Raw genomic sequence first — 14,792 nt, 5'->3', positions numbered from 1 at the left:
CGCTCACGCCGCCACCGCCTTCCTGCGGACCAGGGTGACCAGGAACGGGACGCCGATCAGGGCGGTCATCACGCCCGCCGGGACCTCGCTCGGCGGGAAGACGATCCGGCCGGCCGTGTCGGAGGCGAGGAGCATCACCGGGCCCAGGACGGCGGCCAGCGGCAGCACCCAGCGGTGGTCACTGCCGACCAGGGCGCGGGCGATGTGCGGGACCGCGAGGCCGGTGAAGGCGATGGGGCCCGCGGCGGCGACGCCCGCGCCGGTGAGGAGGGTCGCGCCGAGGCCGCCGACGACGCGGACGAGGGCGACGTTCTGGCCCAGGCCCTTGGCGACGTCCTCGCCGAGCGCGAGGGCGTCGAGGCCCCGGGCCACGGCGAGGACGAGGACGAGCCCGGCGAGCAGGAACGGCCAGGTCTGGTGCACGATCGCGGCGTCGCGGCCGGAGAGCGCGCCGACCTGCCAGAAGCGGAACTCGTCGAGCGCGGACGCCTTGGTGGTGAGGACGCCCGTGGTGACGGAGACGAGCAGGGCGTTGATCGCGGCGCCGCCGAGGGCGAGCTTGACGGGGGTGGCGCCGCCCCGGCCGCCGGCGGCGATCGCGTAGACGGCGACGGCCGCGAGGCCCGCGCCCGCGAAGGCGTACCAGACGTAGCCGGTGAGGGTGTGCGTGCCCGCGTACGCGATCGCGAAGACCACGCCGACGGATGCGCCCTGGCTGATGCCGAGGATGCCGGGGTCGGCGATGGGGTTGCGGGTGATGCCCTGCAGGGCGGTGCCCGCGACGGCGAGCGCGGCGCCGACCATGACGCCGAGCACAGTGCGCGGCACCCGCATCTCCCGGACCACTTCGGCCGCGTCGCTGTGCCCGCCGTTCAGCAGGGCGTCGAGGACGGCGGACGGCGCGACGGCGCGGGCGCCGACGGCGAGGCTGAACAGGACGGCGAGCAGCAGGGCCACGACGGCCGCCGTCATCACGACGGCGCGTCTGGCGGTCACACGCATCGGCTGGCTCGTTTCGGAGGTCGAGGTCGAGGTCGAGGTCGATCGAGGTCGAGATCGGGGTCGAAGTCGGGGTCGGGGTCGGGGTCGAAGTCGGGGTCGGAGCGGGCGCCCGGCCCCGGGGCCTTGGGGAAGGCTCCGGGAGAGGGTTGGTAAGGCTTGGCTAAGAAGCATAAGGGCGACTCGCGGTCCCGCCCCGGCCTCCGGCACCCCCGGGCCTCGGGCGCCCCGGGCCCCGGCACCCCGCTTCCCGGCCCCTCGGCACAATGGGCGCCATGACCTCTCGGACTGCACCGGCCGCGCGGACGGCCGGGGGCCGTGGCCCGCTCACCGTCGGCTTCGACCTCGACATGACCCTGATCGACTCACGGCCCGGTATTCGCGCCTGCTACGTGGCGCTGTCCGAGCGGACCGGCAGGTACGTGGACGCGGACCTCGCGGTCACGCGCCTCGGGCCGCCCCTGGAGCAGGAGTTGGCCCACTGGTTCCCGGCCGACGAGATCGCGGCGACCGCGCGTCTCTACCGTGAGATGTATCCCACACACGCGATCGCCGCGACGCCCGCGCTCGCCGGGGCGCGGGAGGCCGTGGCCGCGGTGCGCGCGGCGGGCGGCCGCGCGATCGTCGTCACGGCCAAGTACGAGCCGAACGCCCGGCTCCACGTCGACCACCTGGGCATCCCCGCGGACGCCGTGGTCGGCGACCTGTGGGCGGAGCGGAAGGCGCAGGCCCTGCGCGCGCACGGGGCGTCGGTGTACGTCGGCGACCACACCGGGGACGTACGCGGGGCGCGTACGGCGGGGGCGCTGTCCGTAGCGGTGGCCACGGGGCCGTGCGACGCAGGTGAACTGCGCGCGGCGGGCGCCGACGTCGTACTCGACGATCTGAGCCAGTTCCCGGACTGGCTCGCCGCTCACGTGGCCGAAGTGCCCGACGTGGAGCGTGCCTGACGCCTCTGGGCGGCGATTCCGCGCAGCACGCCCGCGGCGGCCACGAGGAAACCCACTCCCATCAGCATGCACACGGCGTAGGCGACGGACGGGAAGGGATCGCCGCCCAGGAACAGCGGGGCGACCGTGACCAGCGTGGCCACGGCACCGACGAAGAAAACGATCGCGCCAATCCGTACGAGGCCGTCGCCCGGTCCGGTGGAATTCGCTTGGGTTTTGTCACGCACCGCACCAGGGTAGTTCCCAGCGCGTAGGAAGAAACCGGGGACGTCTTGTCACCGGCCCCGGGACCAATAGTCTTGGTGCCGGCGGGTCGCGCGACCCGCTGTAGTGCTGTCCAGAGCCGTTTTCGCCCGGGGACCACGCCTGCGGCGGTGCGGCTACCGATACGACGACTAGTACGAGGACGAGGACTTCACGTGCCTACCGGCAAGGTCAAGTGGTTCAACAGCGAGAAGGGCTTCGGCTTTCTCTCCCGCGACGACGGCGGTGACGTCTTCGTGCATTCCTCCGTACTGCCCCAAGGCGTCGACACACTCAAGCCCGGTCAGCGCGTGGAATTCGGTGTGGTCGCGGGGCAGCGCGGGGACCAGGCACTCTCGGTGACACTTCTCGACCCGACCCCGTCCGTCGCGGCGGCGCAGCGCCGCAAACCGGACGAACTGGCGTCCATCGTCCAGGACCTCACCACCCTCCTGGAGAACATCACCCCCATGCTGGAGAAGGGCCGCTACCCCGACAAGGCCTCCGGCGCGAAGATCGCAGGCCTCCTCCGAGCGGTCGCGGACCAGCTCGACGTGTGACCGGGACTCCGCCCCGGACCCCGTACCGCGCTGGCGGCCTCGTCCTCACACGCCGGACGGGCTGGACCGAGCCGCTTCCCGCCGCCGTCCACCGACGGTGATCCACCGCTCCGCGGCGGATGTTCCCCGCCCTCCCGCCCCCTCCCGGGGGCGCGAGGGCGGAGGTGTTCCAGCCCGTCCGGCGTTTGAGGACGAGGCGCGGAGCGCCAATGCGGGGGAGAGGGGCGGAGCCCCAGACGAGGCGGGGGGCCGGGGGCGGGCAGCCACCGGTTTCGGGAAGGGGTGGGTCTGGGGCGCCCCGCGTGGGAAGCGGCCGTCACGGGAAGGCGAGGGCTTTCGGGGCCAGGGCCGGGACCAGGCCCTCCGCCGCGGCGCGGGTGAGCAACCCGCGCACGGCCGCGTACCCGTCCTCCCCCAGCTCCGCCGTGAACTCGTTGACGTACAACCCGATGTGCTGATCCGCCACGGCGGGATCCATCTCCTGCGCGTGCGCCAGCACATAGGGGCGCGACGCCTCGGGGTCGTCCCACGCCGCGCGCACGGACGCCCGCGCCGCATCGGCGAGCCCCCGCAACACGTCGTCCCCCAGCGCCCGCTTCGCGATGATCGCGCCGAGCGGGATCGGCAGCCCCGTCGTGGCCTCCCAGTGCTCGCCCATGTCGGCGAGCCGGTGCAGCCCGTAGTTCCGGTACGTGAAGCGCGCCTCGTGGATGACGAGCCCCGCGTCGACCTCCCCGTCCCGTACGGCGGGCATGATCCGGTCGAAGGGCAGGACGACGATCTCGCCGACGCCGCCGTCCGCCAGGACGTCCGCCGCCCACAGCCGGAACAGCAGGTACGCCGTCGACTTCTCGCTCGGCACGGCGACGGTCTTCCCGCTCAGATCGACCCCCGGCTCCCGGGTGAGCACCAGCGGCCCGCAGCCCCGCCCGAGCGCCCCGCCGCACGGCAGCAGCGCGTACTCGTCGAGGACGTACGGCAGCACGGCGTACGACACCTTGAGCACGTCGAACTCGCCGCGCTCGGCCATGGCGTTGGTGACGTCGATGTCCGCGAACGTCACGTCGAGCGCGGGCGCGCCCGGCACGCGGCCGTGCGCCCAGGCGTCGAAGACGAAGGTGTCGTTGGGGCAGGGGGAGTACGCGATGCGCAGGGGCTCGGAGGTCTCAGTCATGCCTGTTCCAACTCTCCAGTACGGGCGTGAACTTCCCGAACGCCTCGGTGAGCGCGGCCAGCGCGTCGGCGATGCGCCAGGCGGCGCGGTCCCGGGGGCCCACCACGTTCGACACGGCGCGGACCTCGGCCACCGGTATCCCGAGCGCGGCGGCGGCCTCGGCGACGCCGAAGCCCTCCATCGCCTCCGCGAGGGCCCGCGGATGGCGGGCGCGCAGCGCGGCGGCGCTCTCGGCGCTGCCGGTCACGGTCGACACGGTCAGGACGGTGCCCGTCGCGGCCCCCGAGGCGGCCGCCAGCTCCCGCACCAGCGCGGCCGGCGGCTCGTGGGTGACGCGCCCGAAGCCGAGCGCGGTGACCGGCACGAACCCGTCCGGCGTCTCGGCGCCCAGGTCGGCGGCCGTGACGGCGTCCGCGACGACGAGCGAGCCGAGCGGGGCGCCCGGCGGGAACCCGCCGCCGATCCCCGCGGAGATGACGAGCTCGTACGGCGTCCTGGCCGCGGCGGCGGTCGCGAGGAGGCGCGCGGTGCCCGCGGCGGCGGCAGCGGGGCCCACGCCGACGGCGACGACGTCCACCGTCCCGGCCCCGGCCCCGGTCCCGGCCCCGTTCCCGGCTCCGGGCAGGCCGGAGGCCACCGCGTCCCGTTCGGCGGGGACCGCGGTGGCCACCAGGATGCGTGGGGCGTGCCCGGGCCCGGTCAGGCGTCCTTGTCCTTCTTCAGCTTGAACGACCACAGGCCGGTGGCCTTCGGCTCGCCGCTGTCGCTCTTGCCGCCCTCCAGCAGGCTGACGGTCGTGGCGGAGCCGCCACCGCCGTACTGCTGGTTGAAGAACACGCTGCCCGGGATGACGACGTACGTCTTCTTGCTGGCCTCGGTCAGCGGCTGACCGTTCATCAGCAGCGTCCAGCCCTTGTCGGCGATCTCCGGGTCGACGCCGAAGCGGACCTTCTCGTCCGGATCGACCGTGATGGACTTGATGTCCTTCTTGTCCTTCAGGCAGTCCTGCACGGTGGACGGCGCGAGCTCCTTGCCGTCCTTGTAGCAGGTGGCCTCGGAGTGCACGGACTCGCTGCCGACCGTCACGGTGGCCAGCGGCGTCGGCTTGTCGCAGGCCGACAGGACGAGCAGTCCGGCGGAGACGGCGCCGAGGGTGGCGACGGCGCGGCGGCTGCGCGCTGAGCGGGGTACCAGGGAGGTCATGCCGGAAGGCTATCTCCTGGCCCCTGGGCCTTGGGCGGCGGCCACCCCGGCGCGGCTCCCGCCCACCCGCCGGGCGGGCGGGATCCGTCCCGCGTCCCGCCGTCGCCGGCTGACGGCGCGTTTCCCCACCCACCCGCCCTTCCATCGGCCTGGCGGCCTCGTCCTCAAACGCCGGACGGGCTGGATCGGTCCGCCTCTCGCCGTTGTCGGCTGCCGGTGATCCACCGCTCCGCGGCGGATGTTCCCAGGGCGGACGGCCGACGACGGCGCGTCGAGGAGATTCCAGCCCGTCCGGCGTTTGAGGACGAGGCGCGGAGCGCTGTACAGGGGGGTGGGGCAGCCGACGGCGGTGAGTCGAGGGGATTTCAGCCCGTCCGGCGTTTGAGGACGAGGCGCGGAGCGCTGATTTTGGGGGGAGAGGGGCGGAGCCCCAGACGAGGAGGGCGGGGGGTCGGGGGCGGCAGCCTCCGGGGCGGGGAGGGGTGGGGCTGGGGCGTTCCGCGCGGGCTAGGCCAGGACGCGGCGGCCCCCACCGCGCCGAGCCGCGCCGAGAAGGCCCCGCACGGTCGGCACCCACCCCGCCGCCACGATCGCCGCCCCCACCGACAGCCCCAGCGTCCCGTTCAACGGCAGCGCGATGCCGATGCCGCCCCCCACCACCCACGCCATCTGCAACAGCGTCTCCGCCCGCGCGAACGCCGACGTCCGCACCTCCTCCGGCACGTCCCGCTGGATCAGCGCGTCGAGCGACAGCTTCGACAGGGCCTGCGCGAACCCCGCCACCGCCGCGAGGCAGGCGATGCCCACGGGGCTGAAGAGCAGGGCCGCGCACACCGCCACCCCGAGCACCACCGCCACCACCGTCACGATGATCAACTCGGGGGCGCGCGCCTTGAGCCACGCCCCGGCGGCCGTACCGAGCGCGTTGCCCGCGCCCGCCGCGACACCGACTATGCCCAGCGACACCGCCGCGCTCTGCCCGCCGAGCGGATGCTCGCGCAGCAGGAAGGCCAGGAAGAAGATCAGGAAGCCGCTGAGGCCGCGCTGCGCCGCGTTGACGGCGAGGCCGTGCGTCACGGCCGGGCCGACGGTGCGCAGCCCGAGCCGGCGCCGGCGCGCCGAGTCCTTGCGGTCCCGGGCCCGCGCCAGGTGCAGATGCGCCTCGTCCGCCGCGAGCAGCGCCTTGCTCTCGCCCTTGGCCGAGTCCACCTTGGGCGGCAGCGTGAACGACAGCACCGTACCGGCGACGAACAGGACGAACGCCCCGTACAGCGGCCAGCGCGGCCCGAGCGCCTGCAGCCCCGCCCCGGCCGGCGCGGCCACCCCCGTCGCGAGGAGCCCGCTCAGCGTCACCCGGGAGTTCGCCTTCACCAGGGAGAAGGCGGGTGGCAGCAGCCGGGGCACGACGGCGCTGCGGACCACGCCGTACGCCTTCGAGGAGACGAGGACGCCGAGCGCCGCCGGGTACAGCTCCATGCCGCCGGTGACCACGGCGCCGGAGAGGATCAGCGCGAGGAGCGCCCGCGCCAGCATCGCGGCCGCCATCGCGGCACGCCGGCCGTGCGGCAGCCGGTCCAGGAGCGGGCCGATGACGGGCGCCAGCAGCGTGAACGGCGCCATGGTGATCGCCAGGTACAGCGCCACCCGGCCGCGGGCCTCGTCCGTGGGCACCGAGAAGAACACCGTGGACGCCAGCGCGACGGTGATCATCACGTCGCCGGCGCCGTTGACGGCGTGCAGCTCGATCAGCTTGCCGAGGCCGGACTCGCCCGCCCCGTTGGCGTGCGTGGCCTTGCGGATGCCGCGGGCGGTGCCGGTGAACGGCAGCCGCAGGGCGCGGGCCAGCGCACGGGCGGCCCGTGCCGCCCGGCTGGGCGGGGCGAGCCCGTGCGATGACGACGACCTCAGGCCAGTCACCCAGTCATAGTGCCCCCAACCGGCCCGGAGTACGTGCACCGACCGGGGATTCCCTCGCGGGGCGCAGACCCCGTCACGGCGACGGGCACGGCCCGAGTGCGGGCGCCGGTGTGGGCCCAGGGGCCAGGAACAGGTAGCGTGCGTAACGCGCCTGCGGCGGAAGTTCTCGGCCGCGCGCCTCGGGCCATCGCGCAGAATGGATGGTGTAGGCGCGCCCGCGACGTCGGGCGCGGACGTTGACGCGGCCCTCTGGTCCGCTCCGTCCGTGCCCCCGCGTAAGGGGTGGCGCACTTGTGAGACGGCGTAGGAGAGAAGCGATACCTGTGAGCGCAGCGACAACGCGAAGCCGCACCCCGCGCACCCCGCGCACCCCCGACCGCCTCTGCGCCGAGGCCGTCGGGTTCGCCCGGGCCGCGGCCGAGGAGGCCGCCGCTCCGGGGGTGGTCGGCGAGCATGTCGAGGTCGTCGTGGAGGGCGACCGCGTCGTCACGCATCTCTTCGAGTGCAAGGAGCCGGGGTACCGCGGCTGGCGCTGGGCGGTGACCGTGGCCCGCGCCTCCCGCGCGAAGGTCGTCACGCTCGACGAGACGGTGCTGCTGCCCGGTCCCGACGCGCTCCTCGCCCCCGAGTGGGTGCCGTGGAGCGAGCGGTTGCGCCCCGGCGACATGGGCCCCGGCGACCTGCTGCCCACGGACGCGGAGGACCTGCGCCTGGAGCCCGGCTACTCCGGCGACGACGCGCCGCCGCCGAACTCCATCCTCTCCGACGAGCTGGCCGAGCGTGTCGAGGCCGAGGACGCCGAGGTCACCGGGGGCAGCCCCGCCGATCTCGCGGCCGCGCCCGCCCGCGGCTCCCTCACGGCCCTCGCCGAGGAGCTCGGCATGCGCCGCGCGCGGGTGCTCTCCCGCTACGGCCTGCACTCCGCCGCCGACCGCTGGGACGAGGCGTACGGCGCGAAGACCCCGATGGCGCAGGCCGCGCCCGCGCCCTGCGTGAGCTGCGGCTTCCTGATGCCGATCGGCGGCTCGCTGGGGCAGGCGTTCGGTGTGTGCGCGAACGAGTTCGGGCCCGCGGACGGGCACGTGGTCTCCCTGTCGTACGGCTGCGGGGGGCACTCCGAAGCCGCCGTCATGCCGAAGCCGCCGCGGCCGGCTCCGCCGGTCCTGGACGAGACGAAGATCGACGAACTCCCGCTGCGGCCCGCCCCCGACTCGGGCTCGGTGCCGCCCGCGGGGGCGGGGGAGGACCTGGGCCACTCCTAGCCTCCACGGTTCTCGCGGTTGCACCGGGGCGCGGCCCCGGCGGCCGCCTGCCGCTGCGCGGAGCTGGGCTTCGCCCGCCCGGGCGCCTGTGGATCGGTGGTGCTGCGGGGGAGGTCCCTGGGCGCTGGGGTGTCGCCGGTGCGGCCCGGTTGCCGCTTCGGCTGCGCTGCGCGCGGGGATGTTTCCCACCCGCCCGCCCGTTCCTGGGTGGTGCTGCGGGGGAGGTCCCTGGGCGCTGGGGTGTCACCGGGCGCGGCCGGGTTGCCGCTTCGGCTGCGCTGCGTGGTTTCCCACCCACCCGCCCGTTCCTGGGTGGTGATGCGGCTTGGCCTGGGATTTGCCTGCTGTGCATGGTGCGGCGGGGGAAGGTTTCCGGGGGTTGAGGCTGTCGCTGGGTGCGGCCCGGTTGCCGCTTCCGCCGCGCTGCGCGCGGGATGTTTCCCACCCACCCACCCGAAACTCGGCAGTCGAAAGGCTCGGCTCTGGAGCCCACCCCGTCGCGCACGGCAGTACCCCGTCTGGGGGGCACTGGGGTGTCACGGGCAGGTCGCCGCGCGGTAGCGCGGGAGAAGCCACGTCCGGGCCGGTGCGGTGGGAAGGCGGTGCGTAGGTCCCGTCCAGGGGCACTGAGCGCCACGGGCGGGTGGGCGGGCGATTCGCCGCGCGGAGCGCGGTGGAACCACCCACCGGGGGTGCGGTGGGTTGACGGTGGTGCGTGTGGTCCTGTCTGGCGGCGCTGGGGTGCCATGGGCGGGCGGGTGGGCACCATGCCGCGCGGAGCGCGGTGGAACCACCCACCGGGGGTGCGGGTGGGTTGACGGCGGTGCGTGTGGTCCCGTCTGGCGGCGCTGGGGTGCCATGGGCGGGCGGGTGGGCACCATGCCGCGCGGAGCGCGGCGGAACTACCCACTGAGGGTGCGGTGGGTTGACGGCGGTGCGTGCGGTCCTGTCTGAGGGCGCTGGGGTGGCACGGGCGGGTGGGTGGGCACTTTGCCGCGCGCAGCGCGGTGGTACCACCCACGGGGGGTGCGGTGGGGTGGCGGCGGTGCGCGAGGTCCCGTTCGGGGGCACCGGGGTGGCACGGGTGGGCGGGTGGGCGAGTCGCCGCGCGCAGCGCGGCGGAAGCCACCCACGAGCCGGTGCCGTCGGACGGCGGTGCGCAGGCCCTCGCCCCAGTCGCCAGGGCTGCACGGATGGGCAGGGTGGCACGGCAACGCGCAGGCCCCAGCCCGGGCACCGGGGCCGCACGGGCGGGTGGGTGGGCACGGCGGCAGCGCGGCCGAAGCCACCCACCTGCCCGCACCCGGGGCCGACAACCCGAGGCGGTACCGTCCGCCCCCACCCCCGAGGCGCCCCAGGCCAAGCCAGGGCCCACTCTGGCAGAGGTACGGTTCGCCCCCGACCCCGCGGCACCCCGAGGCGCAAGCCAGGGCCCACCCCGGCAGCGGTACCGTTCGCCCCCGCCCCCCGAGGCGCTCCGGGGTCAAGCCCTGGCCCACCCTGGCAGAGGTACGGTTCGGCCCGATCCCGAGGCGCGAGCAAAGGCCACCCTGGCAGAGGGCGCCCCGCCGGCAGCGGTACCGTTCGGCCTCGGCCCCAGGGCGCCTCAAGGGCCAGGCAGGGCCCACCCCTGCAGAGGGCGCCCCGCCGGCACAGGTACCGTTCGCCCCCGGACGACAAGGCAGCCGGGCCACAGGCAAGGCCCCCAGCAGAGGGCGCCCCCGCCGGAGAAGGGCAGAGGGCGCCGCCGTCAGAGAAAGGCGTAGACACCGTGAGCAAGACCGTGCGGCCGGCCACCGAGGGCACCGACCCGTTCGGCACCTCCCGTCTGCGCCGTTCGGTGCTGGAGGCGTGGGCGGCGAGCCCGGCCCGGTTCCGGGAGGACGCCAACGCCGAGGAGGACCTGGCGCTGGGCGGCTACCGCGACCGCCTGGTCGTGGAGCTCGCGCAGAACGCCTCGGACGCCGCCGCCCGCGCGGGCGTGGCGGGGCGGCTCGCCCTCACCCTCCAGGACGGCGTCCTCGCGGCGGCGAACACCGGCGCCCCGCTGGACGCGACGGGCGTGGAGTCCCTGGCCACGCTGCGGGCGTCCGCGAAGCGGCAGAGTACCGACGAGGACACGGCCCGGCGGACCACCGGCCGCTTCGGCGTCGGCTTCGCCGCCGTGCTCGCCGTGTCCGACGAGCCCGCCGTCGTGGGACGTACGGGCGGCGTCCGCTGGTCCCTGCGGGAGGCGCGCGAACTGGCGGCGGAGACGGCCCGGTTCAGCCCCGGCCTCGGCGACGAGCTGCGCCGCCGCGACGGCCACGTACCGCTGCTGCGGCTGCCGCTGGCCGCGGAGGGCTCCGCTCCGGAGGGGTACGACACGGTCGTCATCCTGCCGCTGCGGGACGCGGCCGCGGAGGACCTCGTCACGCGCCTGCTCGACGCCGTCGACGACGCGCTGCTGCTCGCCCTGCCCGGCCTCGACGAGGTGTCCGTGCGCACCCCGGACGGCACCACCCGGGTGCTGCGCCGGTCGGCCGAGGGCGCGGACACCGTCGTGGCGGACACCCGGGACGGCACCACGCGCTGGCGCACCGTCACCCACGCGGGCGAGCTGGAGGCGAAGCTGCTCACCGGCCGGCCGGTGGAGGAGCGGCTGCGGCCGTACTGGCAGGTCACGTGGGCGGTGCCGGTGGGCGCCGACGGCGCGCCCGGGGCGCCGCGCACCAGCCCCGTGCTGCACGCGCCCACGCCCAGCGACGAGCCGCTCGGCGTACCGGCCCTGCTCATCGGCACGTTCCCGCTGGACACCAGCCGCCGCCACACCGCGCCGGGGCCGCTCACGGACTTCCTGGTGGAGCGCGCGGCGGACGCGTACACCGAACTCCTCGCCGGGTGGCGGCCGGTGACGGAGGGCGTCATCGACCTCGTGCCGGGGCCGCTCGGCCGCGGCGAGCTGGACGGGGCGCTGCGCCAGGCGATCCTGGACCGGCTGCCGCGGACCGCGTTCCTGCCGCCCGCCGCCGCGCCCGCGCGGGAGGGAGCAGAGGAGTGGGCCGAGGACACGCTCCCCGAGGCGCTGCGCCCGCGGGACGCGGAGGTCGTGGAGGGCGCGGGCGCGGACACCGTACGGGTGCTGGCCGAGGTCCTGCCGAGCCTGCTGCCCGCCGGTCTGGAGCGCCGCGGCGAGCTGCGGGCGCTCGGCGTGGCCCGGGTGCCGCTGACCGAGGCGGTGGACCGGCTGGCCGGTCTGGAGCGGGAGCCGTCCTGGTGGCGGCGGCTGTACGACACCCTCGCGGGTGTCGACCCGGACCGCCTCTCGGGCCTGCCCGTGCCGCTGGCGAACGGGCGTACGACGATCGGCCCCCGCCAGGTCCTGCTGCCCGCGCCGGACATGGGCCCCGCGCCCGAGGTGCTGGCCCGGCTCGGCCTGAAGGTCGCCCACGCGGACGCCGCCCACCCGCTCCTCGAGAAGCTCGGGGCGCTGCCCGCCACGCCGCGCGCGGTGCTGACGACGCCCCAGGTGCGGGCCGCGGTCGCCGCGTCGCTGGACGACGACACCTGGGACGAGGACGCGGTGGACGCCGACGAGCTGGCGGAGCTCGTCCTCACCCTCGTACGCGACGCCGACCTCGCGCCCGGCGACGAGCCGTGGCTCGGCGCGCTCGCGCTGCCCGACGAGGACGGCGAACTCGCGCCCGCCGGCGAACTGGTGCTGCCCGGCAGCGCGTTCGCCCAGGTCATGCGGGAGGGCGAGCTGGCCTTCGTGGACGCGGAGACGGCCGGGCGGTGGGGCGAGCAGCCGCTGGCCGCGTGCGGGGTGCTCGCCACCTTCGCCCTGGTCCGCGCCACGGACGTCGTCCTCGACCCGGACGAACTGGAGCCGCGCGACGGGGACTTCGCCGAGCCCGACGACGCCGGGCTGCTCGACGCCGTCGACGTGTGGTGCGAGGACGTGCTCGACCGGCTGCCGGAGGCGCCGGTGCCGCCGGTGGCGACGGAGCTCGTCGCGGTCCGCGACCTCGACCTCGTCGACGACGACCAGTGGCCGCGCGCGCTGGCGCTGCTGTCCCGGCCGCCGCTGCGGGACGCGCTCACCCAGCCCGTACGGGTCCTGCTGCCGGACGGTACGACGGAGAGCGTGCGGCCGTACACCGCGTGGTGGCTGCGCGGCCACCCGGTCCTGGACGGCCGCCGTCCGGCGGGGCTGCGGGCGGCCGGGTCGGATCCGCTCCTGGAGGGCCTGTACGACGCGGCGGACGCGACCGGCTTCGACGACGAGCAGGTCCTGCGGGCCCTCGGCGTCCGGACGTCCGTGGAGGCGCTGCTCGCGGAGCCGGGCGGCGCGGCGGAGCTCCTCGACCGGCTCGCGGACCCGGAGCGGACGGTCTCCGCGGCCCGGCTGCACGCCCTGTACGGGGCGCTCGCGGACCTCGACCCGGAGCGGGTGACGCTGCCGGACGAGCTGCGGGCCGTCGTGGACGGCGAGGTCGTGGTCGTCGACGCCGCCGACGCGGTGGTCGCGGACGCGCCGGACCTGCTGCCCTTCGCGGCCGGCCTGCCCCTGCTGCCGGTGGCGCCGTCGCGCGCCGGGGACCTCGCCGACCTCCTCCAGGTGCGCCGCCTCAGCGACCGCGTCCGCGCGGAGGTCGACCCGGGCGCGGGTGTGGAGCACGAGGTCCCCGAGTCCGTGCGGGTCCTGCTCGGCCCCGCGACCCCGGCGACGTACCGCGAACACGAGGAGCTGGTCGTCGACGGCGTGGACCTGGAGTGGCGGCGCACCCCCGACGGCACGGTGCACGCCGCGACGCTGGAGGGTGTCGCGGCGGGCCTGGCCTGGGCGACCCGCCAGTGGCCCCGGCGCTTCGAGGTGGCGGCGCTTTTGGAGGACCCGTCGCGGACGGAGGAACTGGCGCGGGACCGCTGGTTCGACTAGCGCCGGGCCTGGTTGTTTCACGGTGCGTACAACCATTGGCCACAGGTGAGGGTCTGAGTTGCCGGGTCAACAGACTCCTCGATCGATCGGGCCCCGCGTGCCGGCTACGCACCGCGGGCCCCTTCTCCACCTGGGGAAACACATGCGCATCCGTGCCACTGTGGCCGCCGTCTCCGGCGCCCTCGCCCTGTCCGCGTTCGCGGTGCCCGCCGCGCAGGCGGACGGGGGCGAGGGCGGAACGCGGATCACGGACGTCACCGTCAACGGTGGCCAGGACATCGTGGTCGGCACGTCCGGGAAGAAGAAGGTCACCATCGAGCTGACCGCGACGAACCCGGCCGGTGTCTCCAAGGCCAAGGCCATGCTGTGGCACGGCACGGACTTCAGCCGGACCGGCATCGACGGCTCCATGGTGCCGAGCGCCGAGTACGGCGACTGCACGGCGGTCGACGACACCACCTCGACCTGCACGTTCACCGTCTACGCGGACCCGGACGACAACATCTACCGCAACGCCCTCGCGGGTGCGTGGAAGGTCTGGGCGGCCGCTTACGACCAGGACGGCGAGCGGACCGTCGAGGAGGCGTACAAGACCGTCCAGGTCAAGCGCGCCGCCAAGCTGACGGTCAACGCGTCCCCGGAGCCGGTCAAGAAGGGCAGGACCCTCACGGTCGCGGGCGCCCTGACGCGGGCCAACTGGGACACCCACACGTACGCGGGCTACACCAAGCAGTCCGTGAAGCTCCAGTTCAAGAAGAAGGGCGCGAGCGCCTACAGCACCGTGAAGACGGTGACGTCCGACGCCAAGGGCAACCTGAAGACCACCGTGAAGGCCTCGGCCGACGGCACCTTCCGGTACGTCTTCGGCGGGACCTCGACGACCCCGGCCGTCACCTCCGCGGGCGACGCGGTCGACGTGCGCTGACCCCTTTCCCGTCCGGCGGACCGACCCGGTCCGCCGCTCTCCCGGGCCGCGCGGCGGCACCCGCCGCCGACGCGAGGCCCGCACCCCAATGCTGAGGAACCACCCATGCGCATGCGCACCACCGCGGCCGCCGTCTCCGGCGCCCTCGCCCTCTCCGCCCTCGCCGTCCCGGCCGCCCAGGCCTTCGACTCGCACCAGGGCCGCACCAAGATCACGAAGGTCGTCGTCAACGGCGGTAAGGACCTCGTGGTCGGCACCTCCAGGACGAAGTTCGTGATCACCGTCACGGGCACCGACCCGAAGGGCATCAAGGAGGGCATCGCCCTCGTCTGGCACGGCAAGAAGTACGACCCCGCCCACATCGACGGCCTCATCGCCCCGCAGGACGAGCCCACGTGCGTCAAGGTCGACGCGACCACCGGCACCTGCAAGGTCGTCGTCGAGGCCGACCCGCGCGGGTTCCGCAACAGCACCGCGGGCACGTGGAAGGTCCTGGCCGGCCTGCTCGCCAAGGGCGGCGCCGAGGACCACGTGGTCACGGACAAGTACAAGACCGTCAAGGTCAAGCGCGCCGCCAGGCTGACGGTCAACGCGTCCCCGGAGCCGGTGAAGAAGGGCAAGGCCCTCACGGTCGCGGG

11 protein-coding genes and 1 pseudogene are annotated in these 14,792 nt (G+C 75.2%); 6 read left to right on the top strand and 6 right to left on the bottom strand.

Features of this window, described 5'->3' with window-relative positions; genetic code table 11:
• Positions 1-3: 3 nt before the first annotated feature.
• Positions 4-1,002 (bottom strand): iron ABC transporter permease, encoded by a 999-nt coding sequence (locus QK440_RS26405; RefSeq protein ID WP_282795711.1) that lies wholly within the window; start codon positions 1,000-1,002, stop codon positions 4-6.
• A gap of 272 nt (positions 1,003-1,274) precedes the next feature.
• Here QK440_RS26405 and QK440_RS26400 point away from each other — a divergent pair, with 272 nt between their 5' ends.
• Positions 1,275-1,949, top strand: a complete 675-nt coding sequence (locus tag QK440_RS26400; RefSeq protein WP_282795710.1) for a haloacid dehalogenase-like hydrolase — start codon at positions 1,275-1,277, stop codon at positions 1,947-1,949.
• On the opposite strand, the gene QK440_RS26395 is transcribed toward QK440_RS26400, so the two are convergent.
• Positions 1,913-2,176, bottom strand: coding sequence for a hypothetical protein (locus QK440_RS26395; protein ID WP_190140490.1), 264 nt, complete (start codon positions 2,174-2,176; stop codon positions 1,913-1,915). The two genes, QK440_RS26400 and QK440_RS26395, sit on opposite strands and share 37 nt — an antisense overlap.
• 192 nt (positions 2,177-2,368) lie before the next feature.
• Here QK440_RS26395 and QK440_RS26390 point away from each other — a divergent pair, with 192 nt between their 5' ends.
• On the top strand, positions 2,369-2,752 hold the full coding sequence (locus tag QK440_RS26390) for a cold-shock protein (RefSeq protein WP_190140489.1): 384 nt from the start codon (positions 2,369-2,371) through the stop codon (positions 2,750-2,752).
• A 316-nt stretch (positions 2,753-3,068) separates the two neighbouring features.
• Here QK440_RS26390 and QK440_RS26385 read toward each other — a convergent pair whose 3' ends face one another.
• The 4 genes from QK440_RS26385 to QK440_RS26370 form a co-directional block, all read right to left on the bottom strand.
• On the bottom strand, positions 3,069-3,926 hold the full coding sequence (locus QK440_RS26385) for a 1,4-dihydroxy-6-naphthoate synthase (RefSeq protein ID WP_282795709.1): 858 nt from the start codon (positions 3,924-3,926) through the stop codon (positions 3,069-3,071).
• Complete coding sequence (locus tag QK440_RS26380) at positions 3,919-4,662, bottom strand: futalosine hydrolase (RefSeq protein WP_282795708.1); 744 nt, start codon at positions 4,660-4,662, stop codon at positions 3,919-3,921. Before QK440_RS26380 ends, QK440_RS26385 begins: the two co-directional genes overlap by 8 nt.
• Positions 4,626-5,129 carry a DUF2771 domain-containing protein gene (locus QK440_RS26375; RefSeq protein ID WP_282795707.1) on the bottom strand — a complete coding sequence of 168 codons (504 nt, stop codon included), beginning with the start codon at positions 5,127-5,129 and terminating at the stop codon, positions 4,626-4,628. The genes QK440_RS26380 and QK440_RS26375 overlap by 37 nt, the downstream gene beginning before the upstream one ends.
• 507 nt (positions 5,130-5,636) lie before the next feature.
• On the bottom strand, positions 5,637-7,037 hold the full coding sequence (locus tag QK440_RS26370) for an MFS transporter (RefSeq protein ID WP_282795737.1): 1,401 nt from the start codon (positions 7,035-7,037) through the stop codon (positions 5,637-5,639).
• A gap of 332 nt (positions 7,038-7,369) precedes the next feature.
• Here QK440_RS26370 and QK440_RS26365 point away from each other — a divergent pair, with 332 nt between their 5' ends.
• The 4 genes and pseudogenes from QK440_RS26365 to QK440_RS26350 all read left to right on the top strand — a co-directional run.
• Positions 7,370-8,308 carry a DUF3027 domain-containing protein gene (locus tag QK440_RS26365; protein WP_282795706.1) on the top strand — a complete coding sequence of 313 codons (939 nt, stop codon included), beginning with the start codon at positions 7,370-7,372 and terminating at the stop codon, positions 8,306-8,308.
• Positions 8,309-10,079: 1,771 nt separating this feature from the next.
• Positions 10,080-13,229 carry a molecular chaperone Hsp90 gene (locus tag QK440_RS26360; protein WP_282795705.1) on the top strand — a complete coding sequence of 1,050 codons (3,150 nt, stop codon included), beginning with the start codon at positions 10,080-10,082 and terminating at the stop codon, positions 13,227-13,229.
• Positions 13,230-13,371: 142 nt separating this feature from the next.
• The gene (locus QK440_RS26355; protein WP_282795704.1) at positions 13,372-14,154 is read left to right on the top strand and encodes a DUF5707 domain-containing protein; all 783 of its coding nucleotides are present in this window, start codon (positions 13,372-13,374) and stop codon (positions 14,152-14,154) included.
• A gap of 105 nt (positions 14,155-14,259) precedes the next feature.
• Positions 14,260-14,792, top strand: a pseudogene (locus tag QK440_RS26350) (calcium-binding protein); the annotation flags it as partial.

The sequence above is a fragment of the Streptomyces sp. CC224B genome (assembly GCF_030010595.1).
Taxonomy (GTDB): Bacteria; Actinomycetota; Actinomycetes; order Streptomycetales; family Streptomycetaceae; genus Streptomyces; species Streptomyces longispororuber.
Note: the sequence above shows the minus strand (reverse complement) of the source record. Positions and strands in the feature narration are given on the sequence as shown.